Below are 9,768 nucleotides of genomic sequence, written 5' to 3'. Positions count from 1 at the left end.
GGTGCGGATCATTACGAACAGCAGTACAGGGACCGTGTCATCAAACAGCTTCATCGCCGCGCGGCGCAATTTGGATATTCACTACAGCCTCAGGACTCGCCAGCGTGAAGGTGAGTTTCTTAGGAACGCAGCCCGCGAAAGCAGGCTGCGTTTTTCTAATCCACTTCGATCGACCTTATTCCGCCGTGCGCGCGTTGTGCGTGGTCAGGAACTTGATCAAGCCATCCACGCCGCCCTTTTGCAACTGGCCGGCAAACTGCGTCTGATACACCTGGATCAGCCACGCGCCCATCATGTCGATGTCGTAGATCTTCCAGCCATCGGGCGTCTTTTCCAGCCGATACCGTACCGGATTATCTCCACCCGTCGAATACACATGCGATTGAACAACAGCGTCTTTGGCGCCGGCGTCGAGCGTGGGGGCATCGAACTTGAACTTGACGTCTTCATCGCGCAGTTGCGAAAGCGACGACGTGTACGTGCGTACCAGCAGCGTCTGGAATTGTTCATAAAGCTGCTTCTGCTGTTCAGGCGTCGCCGTGGTCCACGCCTTGCCGACGGCAATCCGCGTGGTGCGCTGGAAGTCGGTGGCGGGCACGAAACGCGTCTGGACCAGTTGCGTGATCTTGGCCATATCGCCGCCGCGAGCTTGCGGGTCAGCCTTCATCGCGTTGACTGTCCCTTCCACGGCGCTTTTCACCACCGCGTCAGGACTTGTTTGCGCGAACGACGCGCTGGAGAAAAGCGCCGCCGAAAAAGCCAGGGCGACAAGGGCAAAACGAGCGGGCAAATAACGTTTCATACGACCGATAGTTCGAGATTGGAGGGCAATGTCCGGCCGAAAGCAAACGTCACCTGCGTGGCGATCGTTGCATCAGCCTGGACTCGATTCATCGTCAGTATATCGACCGGCGTCCCGGGTGACAGTTCATGGAAGTTTCGAGCCCGCTTCCTGGCGGCGCATCGGCATGGCGTCGATAGTCGATGTCAACTCGCTAGCCGAAATCGGCTTCGGCGAATCGATCTTCACGCCGCCGTCCTTGCCGACCAGCAACGCACGAAAGCTGTGCTGCTTTACGCCGAACCGCTGTCGAAGCGCGTTTGCATTTTCGCTCGCGCCTTTGACCGAGTCGCCGATCACCTCGATCAGCGCCAGATCGCGCTCCTTGAATCCCGAGCCCGTTTTCTCGATGGCCGCGCGCTGGGCGGCAAGCTGCGCCGATTGCGGATCGGCGGCGAAAATCACGAGCAGACGATCGTGCCACGTGTGTTGATCGATGGAAACAGAGCTTGCGGCGAACCCGAGCTGGCTCGCCACGGCCGCGGCGAAAACGGGTGCTAGCAGGGAAAGATTCATGGCAGCGCCTCCTTGTGCTTCATATTACGGCTCACGAGGAAACTGTGCTGAAGGCCAAGCCACGTCGCCGCGCTAAGTCCCCGACGGCAACTGAGAACGCAATTCCTTGCGCATGACTTTGCCGGTTGGCGTCATCGGCAAGGCATCGACGAAACGAATCTCGCGCGGATATTCATGCGCCGCGAGCCGCGTCCTCACATGTTGCTGAAGTTCGCGCACGAGGGTTTCGTCAGCGATAAAACCTCCGTTCAGCACAATGAACGCCATCACGATTTCCGTGCGCGCGGCGTCCGGCGCGCCGATGACCGCCGCCATGCTCACCGCCGGATGCCGCAACAGACAATCTTCGATAGGCGCCGGCCCGATCCGATATCCCGCGCTCGTGATCACGTCGTCATTGCGCCCGACGAAGCGGATAAAACCATCGGCATCGCAAAGACCGAGATCGCCGGTCAACAGGAACGGGCCGCGGAATTTATCGCGTGTGGCCGGCTCGTTGTTCCAGTAGCGCAGGAACATGACCGGATCAGGCGATTTGATCGCGATATTGCCAGGCGTGCCGGGCGCGAGTTCCGTGCCGTTATCGTCGACGATTGTCACGCGATGTCCGGGCGCACTGCGTCCGATAGCGCCCGGCCGTGGCTCGAACAACGTCGAGCACGACGACACCACCACGTTGCATTCCGTCTGCCCGTAGAACTCGTTGATGGTCACGCCGAGCGCCGCCCGACCCCACGCGATCAGCTCCTCCCCAAGCGATTCGCCGCCACTCGCCACCGCGCGCAGGGAAAGCTTCCACTGCTCGGGACGAGCGACCGAGCGCATCATCTTGAGCGCGGTCGGCGGCAGGAACGTATGCGTGACGCCGTGGCGCGCCATCAGGTCGAAGGCGGCGGGGCCATCGAACTTTTCGAAACGCCGCGCCAAAACCGCAACGCCGTGATGCCACGCCGGCAGCAACACATCGAACAATCCGCCAATCCACGCCCAGTCCGCAGGCGTCCACATCAGTTTCGCGTTCGCCGGGAAAAGGCCTTGCGACATCTCGACGCCCGGCAAATGCCCGAGCAACACCCGGTGAGCAAGCAATGCGCCCTTGGGTTTTCCCGTCGTGCCGGACGTGTAGATGATGGCGGCGGGGTCATCGGAGGAAGTATCGACTGGCGTGAACGCTTCCGTTTCCGCCCGCAAGGTATCCCAGAACATATGAGCGTATTCCGGCGCACTTTCGTCGTGCTCGCCACCTGCGTAATACGCCGCCTTGAGCTCCGGCAGCGTATCGCGGATCTGCTCGAGTTTCTGGAAGCCCGCGTGATCGGTGATAAGCGCGGCGGCGCCGCTATCGGCGAGCCGATACTGGATTGCATCCACGCCGAAAAGCGCGAACAACGGCACCGCGATGCAACCCGCCTTGTAGATCGCCAGATGCGCGATAGCCGTCTCCGGCGATTGCGGCAGGAAGATCCCGACGCGATCGCCACGTTTCAACCCGGCGCGCATCAACGCATTGGCGAATTGATTGGACAGTGTCTTGAGTTCGTCGAAGGTGAAACGCGTTTGCTCGCCTTCACGCGTTTCGTAAATGAGCGCAAGACGGCCCGAGCCGTCGGCCCATTTATCGCAGACGTCCACACCAATGTTGTATTGCGCGGGCACCTGCCACTCGAACGCCGCGTTCAGGGCGTCGTATGAATCGGCTGCGGGAAGCATCGTTTCTTCCTTGATTTTGAGTTTTACTCGTCGGCTTGTTGCAAGCCCGAAGGCGGCTGGTATCGCGAAAAACCGTTGAACGCAAGCGTACGCTCAGACGCCGCCAATGGCCACGAATGGCGCGCGTTGGGCACGCCGCCATCGACGCGAATCACCGACCCGCTGATGAAAGCCGACGCCTCCGACAATAAAAATACCGCCGCCGCAGCCAGTTCGGATTCCGTACCAAATCGCTGCAGTGGCACCTTGTGCTTGAGTTCGCGCAGCAACGCACGATACCGCTCGTCGTAGCTGTCCATTCCCGCCGATGCAATCCATCCCGGCGCCACCGCATTCACGCGAACGCCGGCGTAGCCCCATTCGCACGCAGCGGTTTCGGTGAAATTCCACACGCCCGCACGCGCCGCGCCGGAATGTCCCATGCCGGGCATGCCGCCCCAAATGTCCGCGAGCATGTTGACGATCGCGCCGCCGTGATCGCGCATGTGTTGCGTAAAGCATTCGCGCGACATCAGGAAGGTGCCGTGCAGGTTGTTGCGCACGACGGCGTCCCAGCCGTTCAGCGAAATCTTCTCGAGCGGCGCGGGGAACTGGCCGCCCGCGCAATTGAAAAGGCCGTCGAGCTGCTTGAACTCGGCAAGCACGGCCGCGACGACTTGCTTGACGCTGGTTTCGTCGCGGATGTCGCAGGCGTGGCAGCCAACGCGTCCCGGGCTTTCCGGATAGTCCGCCGCGAGCTCGTCGCGAACGGCTTCGAGTTTTGCGAGCGTTCGTCCAACCAGCACCACCGATGCACCCAGCGATACCAGTTCATGCGCCGTACATCGGCCGAGTCCGCTGCCGCCGCCGGTGACCATGACGACCTTGTTGGCGAAGAGGCCGGGGCGGAAGACGGAGCGGTATCGATGCGTGGATTCCATGTCGGGTTCGCCGGAAGAAGTGAGGTTGAGTAAAACTCAAATCCTGAGCACGCGTCAAGTTGGTAGATACCTTTAATACCGACATTCAAGGTCTGTAAGAATTTGAGCTAGACTCAAGTTACATCCAGATCTTGCATCGATATGACCCAGCCTAAAGCCCTCCCTGCCCGGCGCGCGCCATCGAGCGTCAAGTCCGAGCAACGCATCAAGGACATCCTCGCCGTCGCGCGGGAAGTGTTTTCGGAGCGCGGGTATTTATCGGCCACGACGATCGAAATGGCGCGGCGTCTGGGGGTATCGGAGGCGACGGTCTTCACGTATTTCGCGGGCAAACGCGATCTGTGCGTGCGCGTGATCTGCGACTGGTACGACGAGATCATCGCGGAGATAGAAGCCACGTTGCCGCATGTCACGGGCACGCGCGCAAAGCTGTTCTTCCTGATCCGCACGCATTTGTACCGGCTGATGATCGACGGGCCGGGGCTCTGCGCGCTGATTCTCTCGGAGGGACGCGCGAAAGACGACACGTTCGGCAGTGAAATCCTGCAACTCCAGCGCCGTTACACTGCGCCGCTCATGCAGGTGCTGGCGGATGGCGTCGCTGCAGGCGATATTCGTGGCGACATGCCGCTCAGCCTGTTGCGATCGAGCATCTACGGTCCGATGGAACACGTCCTCTGGGACGCGATCAGCAAGAAGACGGTCGATATAGAAGAGACCTCGAACCGCCTGGCACAACTCTTATGGCAAGGCCTTCAGCCGCCGAATCCTGACGCGGCCGCGCTCGAACAATTGCAGCGCGATATGGCCGCCGCCTTGCGGCTATATGATCAGGCGTCTGCATCGAAAAAATGACGCCCTGCCGTCAGAGCCGGCAGATTTAACGCCCAATCCCTCGGTTTACTCGGAATCCCTCAGCCAGAGCCGCGCTTTTATCAGCGCGGGCCTTGGTGCGTCTGTCATTCGTTAAGTTCATTTTATTCAATTGAAAACCTTTGTTACTTGTGTAATGATATCGATTCGCATTTACACAATCGACAACCTAGGTTGCATCTATCGCTCAAGCGAGGTGCCGGCCGGTCGGCGCTTGTCTGCTCCAAACCCGTCATAACGGCGTCGCGCGTAATCGCGACCCCCCATTTTCGGCTTGCGTCATGCGCGGCCATTAACCATCCAGTATCGGGAACGCCCATGTTGAGGAAGACACCGCTTGCCGCCGCGATCATGAGTTTCGTGGCTGTACCCGTTGCCGCACCGCTTTACGCCTACGCGCAAACCGCGCCGATCGCTCAGGTTCAAACGCCAGCCCCGGCGCAGCCCGAAGCGGCCGCGCCCGCAGAAAACGCGACGTTGCCGCCGGTCCAGGTGAACGGGCAAGCGGATACGTCGAATGATTTCCAACCGGAAAAATCGAGCGTCGGCGCCAAGGTGCCCACCGCATTACGCGACATTCCTCAGGCCGCCGTGGTCGTCCCCAAGTCCGTGCTGCAATCCCAGGCCGCGACGTCTTTCTCCGATGCCCTTCGCAACGTGCCCGGCGTGACCATCGGCGCGGCGGAAGGCGGTCAGATCGGCAACAACATCAACTTGCGCGGGTTCTCGGCTCGTACGGATATTTATCTGGATGGGTTCCGCGATCGCGGCCAGTACTATCGGGACACGTTCGACCTCGAATCCATCGATGTGCTGTACGGCCCGTCATCGCTTTATTTCGGGCGCGGTTCCACGGGCGGCGTGATCAACCAGGTGAGCAAGCAGGCCGGACTCAAGGCGCACGCATCCGTCTCCGCGATGGTCGGCACGGACGATCGCTACAGGGGCACTTTCGACATCAACCAGCCGCTTTCCAGCACGTCGGCCATCCGGCTCAATGCGTTCGGCCAGGATCTGGGCTCGACGCGCGATGTAATGAAAAGCAAGGACTACGGCTTCGCGCCCACGGCGACTTTCGGTATTGGCACGCCGACAGAAATCACGTTGTCCGCGCTGATCCAGCACAACCGCGACCAGCCGGATTACGGCATTCCGCCGGTCAACGGCGCACCGGCGCCGGTCAGCAAAAGCCAGTTCTACGGCTTCGAAGGCGACCGCACGATGCAGGATGTGCAGACGGTGTCGGCGCGTTTCAAACACCGTTTCAGCGATGACCTCACGCTGCGCAACCAGACGCAGTTCAGCCACTACAGCACCGAAGCCCGCGCAACAAATGCCGCGGCCGTGCTGACCGGGCCGCTCGGAACATCGCCGGCGCTGGCAAACGGCAACTTCACGTCGCTGCCACTGTCTTCGCTTTTCGTCAGATTGCAGGGCAAGGACCGCAATATCAACGACCACTCGGTCTACAACACGACCGATATCGACTACAAGTTCAACACCGGCTTCCTCAAGCATGAGGTGATCGCGGGCGTCGACCTGAGCCACGAGACCTACAGCAACCAGTCGTTCACCGCAACCACGCCGGGCTTGCCGTCGAACACCATCGCGATCGTGCCGCTGCTCAACCCGCAATACACCGAGCGTCCGGCCAACACGAAGGAAGTCGCGACCAACCTGGTGGAATCGAGCGCGAACGGAATCGGCGTTTATGCCAACGATACGGTGTCCATCGGCCAGTACTGGAAGGTCGTGGGCGGCGTGCGCTGGGACCGTTACGAGGCGTCGATCAAGAACACGATCAATGCGCCGTCGTATGGCACGCAGACAAACTTCTTTACGAGCGTGCGCGCCGGGATCATTTTCCAGCCGACCGACTGGCAGTCGTACTACGTGTCGTACGGCACGTCGTTCAACCCGTCGCTCGAAGCGCTGACGCTAACCAACAACCAGCAGAACATTCCGCCGGAATCGAACCGATCGTATGAAATCGGCTCGAAATGGGATTTGCTCAACGGCGGTTTGTCGGTGACGCAGTCGCTTTTCAACATCGATAAAACGAATGCCCGCACGGCCCAGCCCGACGGCAGCTACACACTCGACGGCGACGTGCGTGTGCGCGGTTATCAACTTGGCGTGGCCGGTCACATCACGAACAAATGGCAGGTCTTCGGCGGCTACACGTACATGGACGGCGAGGTCGTGAAGGCGCTGGACAACACGAACGGCAAGACGCTCGCCAACACGCCGCGCAACATGATCACCATCTGGACGACTTACGACCTCACGCCGCAATGGACGTTTGGCGGCGGGCCGGTGTACACGTCGTCACGGTATGCGGCCAGCACGAACTTCGTGCAGGTGCCGGCGTACACGCGCTGGGACGCGATGGCCGCGTATCACCAGAAGCGTTATGACATCCAGTTGAACGTGCAGAACCTGACCAACAAGCATTACTACGATGCGCTGATTCCGTCGGACGGCGGCCGCGCAGTGCCGGGTTACGGCCGCACGTTCCTGGCAACGCTAAACTACCGGTTCTATTGAACTTATTGGTCAGGCGCGGCGGCGCTGTATAAAAATCATGATTCTTTCCATACCCAACGTCCTCAGTCCCGAGGACGCCGCCGCGATGCACCAGCGGCTCGATGCATCGGACGCCTGGGTGGACGGGCGCGCGACAGCCGGCTACCAGGGCGCGCCGGTCAAGCGCAACCAGCAGATCGCGCAGGAAGCGCCGATTGCGTTCGAACTGGGCGACGCGATCATCGCGTCGCTCGAGCGGCATCCGCTGTTTATCAGCGCAGTGCTGCCGAACAAGGTGTATCCGCCGCTATTTAACCGGTACGAGGGCGGGATGCACTTCGGCAGTCATGTCGATGGCGCCATCCGGCTCGTGCCGGGGCATGGGACGCGAGTGCGCACGGATGTATCGATAACCGTGTTTCTCACGCCACCCGACGAATACGACGGTGGGGAACTGGTTATCGAAGATACCTATGGCGTGCAGGAAGTGAAGTTGCCGGCGGGATATGCGATTGTTTATCCGGCGACGAGCTTGCATCAGGTCCGGCCGGTGACGCGGGGAATGCGGGTCGCGAGTTTCTTCTGGGCGCAAAGCCTGGTTCGCGACGACACCCGGCGCAGCCTGCTATTCGATATGGATACGGCAATTCAAAGGCTCAACGCCGAAAACGCCGACGATGCCGCCCGGCGCACGCTCGTGGGGTGTTATCACAACTTGTTGAGGCTTTGGAGCGAGACCTGATTGAGTCCGCGGCTCGACCAGGAAAGCTCCGCATCGCTGGAATTGGCAAATTCGCCAACTAAAAGCGCATCGTCTCCTGCTTCTGCAATGTCCTTGCTCGCTTCAGCCCAGCCTTCCCGCGTGGTTTCGATCTGCTTGCAGGAAACGGCCGCGTCATTTTTCGGTTCTATCGTGCCTCCGATTTATTCCAGGAACCGGACGTTAATACAATCTGCCGCCGCTTTTTGTCATTAACTGTATCTTTCGGAAACGCGCGCAAATCACTCGCACGGCGCCCTTGCCTGCTGCCCGCTCCTTACGACCGGTATACTCACCCGTCGCCGAAAGTCGCCTGAAACGCGCCTTTCGCACTTTGTCCCACAAGAATTACCGAAAAAGCCCTTCGAGGCATCCGTCTTCATGCTCACGCCTCTCATTGCGCGTCTTGTCACCTTGTCCATCCGCCGGCCGGCGTGGATTATCGTTTTATCGCTGCTGGCCGCCGTTTTCAGCGGTTATTACGTGCTGCATCACTTCAAGATCAGCACCGACATCAGCCAGCTCATCGAGACGGAACCCGAATGGGCGGCGCGCAGCCATGCCATCGACGCAGCTTTCCCCGAGCGCGGTTCCACCGTGCTCGTGGTGGTCGAAGCGCAAGCGCCGGAATTCGCCGATGCCGCCGCCAACGAGCTCGCCGCCGCGTTAGCCAAGGACACGAAGCAGTTCACGGCCGTCTCGCAACCGTCGGGCGGCGATTTCTTCGAGCACAACGGCCTGCTGTACCTCTCCACCGACAAAGTCGCCGATACCACCCAGCAACTCGTCAAGGCGCGTCCGCTGATCAACGCGCTGGCCCACGATCCCACGCTGACGGGTCTCGCCGGCACGCTCAACACCAGCCTGAATATCCCGCTGCAGCTCGGCCAGGTGACGCTCGGGCAGATGTCGAAGCTGCTTGGACAAAGCGCCGACGTGCTCGATAAAGTCATCGCCAATCAGCCGGCCGTGTTCTCTTGGCGCAATCTCGTCGATACCTCCGCCACCCAGCCCGCACGCGCGTTCGTCACGGTCCAGCCAGTGGTCGACTACAACGCGCTCGAGCCCGGCGCGAGCGGTTCGAACGCCATCCGCGCGACCGCAAGCGCGCTGAAGTTATCGGAGAATTACGGGGCGGTCGTGCGTCTCACCGGCGAACAACCGCTTTCCGATGAAGAATTCGCTTCGCTGAAAGATGGCGCCGTGTTGAACGGCATCCTGACGTTCATTGTCGTCCTGGTGATCCTCTGGCTCGCGTTGCGCTCGGGGAAGATGATTGTCGCCGTGTTCATCACGTTGTTCGTCGGACTCGCGATCACGGCGGCGCTCGGCCTGCTGATGGTCCACGCGCTCAACCTGATTTCGGTCGCGTTCATGGTGCTGTTCGTCGGGCTCGGCGTGGATTTCGGGATTCAGTTCGGCGTGCGGTATCGCGAGGAACGCTTCAGGAATGGGCGTTTGGCGATGCCAATCCGCCGGTCCACGCGTGGGCCATGTGGCGCGTCTATGAGATCGACCGTGCCATTACCGGCAAGCCGGATCGCGATTTTCTCGAGCTGGTCTTTCATAAGCTGCTGCTGAATTTCTCGTGGTGGGTGAACCGCAAGGACGCCGACGGCCGA

7 protein-coding genes and 2 pseudogenes are annotated in these 9,768 nt (G+C 60.6%); 5 read left to right on the top strand and 4 right to left on the bottom strand.

The window, feature by feature from the left end:
- Positions 1-175: 175 nt before the first annotated feature.
- The 4 genes from ACRXB1_RS21705 to ACRXB1_RS21690 form a co-directional block, all read right to left on the bottom strand.
- Positions 176-802, bottom strand: coding sequence for an MlaC/ttg2D family ABC transporter substrate-binding protein (locus ACRXB1_RS21705; RefSeq protein ID WP_062171733.1), 627 nt, complete (start codon positions 800-802; stop codon positions 176-178).
- Between the two features lie 126 nt (positions 803-928).
- The gene (locus ACRXB1_RS21700) at positions 929-1,357 is read right to left on the bottom strand and encodes a DUF4174 domain-containing protein (protein WP_174363271.1); all 429 of its coding nucleotides are present in this window, start codon (positions 1,355-1,357) and stop codon (positions 929-931) included.
- A gap of 72 nt (positions 1,358-1,429) precedes the next feature.
- The gene (locus ACRXB1_RS21695) at positions 1,430-3,067 is read right to left on the bottom strand and encodes an acyl-CoA synthetase (protein ID WP_174363270.1); all 1,638 of its coding nucleotides are present in this window, start codon (positions 3,065-3,067) and stop codon (positions 1,430-1,432) included.
- Positions 3,068-3,090: 23 nt separating this feature from the next.
- A complete protein-coding gene (locus ACRXB1_RS21690; protein ID WP_449493170.1) occupies positions 3,091-3,987 on the bottom strand; it encodes an SDR family oxidoreductase in 897 nt (298 codons plus the stop codon).
- Positions 3,988-4,128: 141 nt separating this feature from the next.
- Here ACRXB1_RS21690 and ACRXB1_RS21685 point away from each other — a divergent pair, with 141 nt between their 5' ends.
- The 5 genes and pseudogenes from ACRXB1_RS21685 to ACRXB1_RS21665 all read left to right on the top strand — a co-directional run.
- Entirely contained in the window at positions 4,129-4,842 is a 714-nt protein-coding gene (locus ACRXB1_RS21685) for a TetR/AcrR family transcriptional regulator (protein WP_449493169.1), read from the top strand.
- A gap of 336 nt (positions 4,843-5,178) precedes the next feature.
- Positions 5,179-7,407 (top strand): TonB-dependent siderophore receptor, encoded by a 2,229-nt coding sequence (locus tag ACRXB1_RS21680; RefSeq protein ID WP_174365112.1) that lies wholly within the window; start codon positions 5,179-5,181, stop codon positions 7,405-7,407.
- A 37-nt stretch (positions 7,408-7,444) separates the two neighbouring features.
- Complete coding sequence (locus ACRXB1_RS21675) at positions 7,445-8,128, top strand: Fe2+-dependent dioxygenase (protein ID WP_449493168.1); 684 nt, start codon at positions 7,445-7,447, stop codon at positions 8,126-8,128.
- A gap of 399 nt (positions 8,129-8,527) precedes the next feature.
- Positions 8,528-9,547 (top strand): annotated as a pseudogene (locus ACRXB1_RS21670) (MMPL family transporter); the annotation flags it as partial.
- Between the two features lie 47 nt (positions 9,548-9,594).
- A pseudogene (locus tag ACRXB1_RS21665) lies at positions 9,595-9,768 on the top strand (MGH1-like glycoside hydrolase domain-containing protein); the annotation flags it as partial.

Source organism: Caballeronia sp. M23-90, from assembly GCF_053574605.1.
Note: the sequence above shows the minus strand (reverse complement) of the source record. Positions and strands in the feature narration are given on the sequence as shown.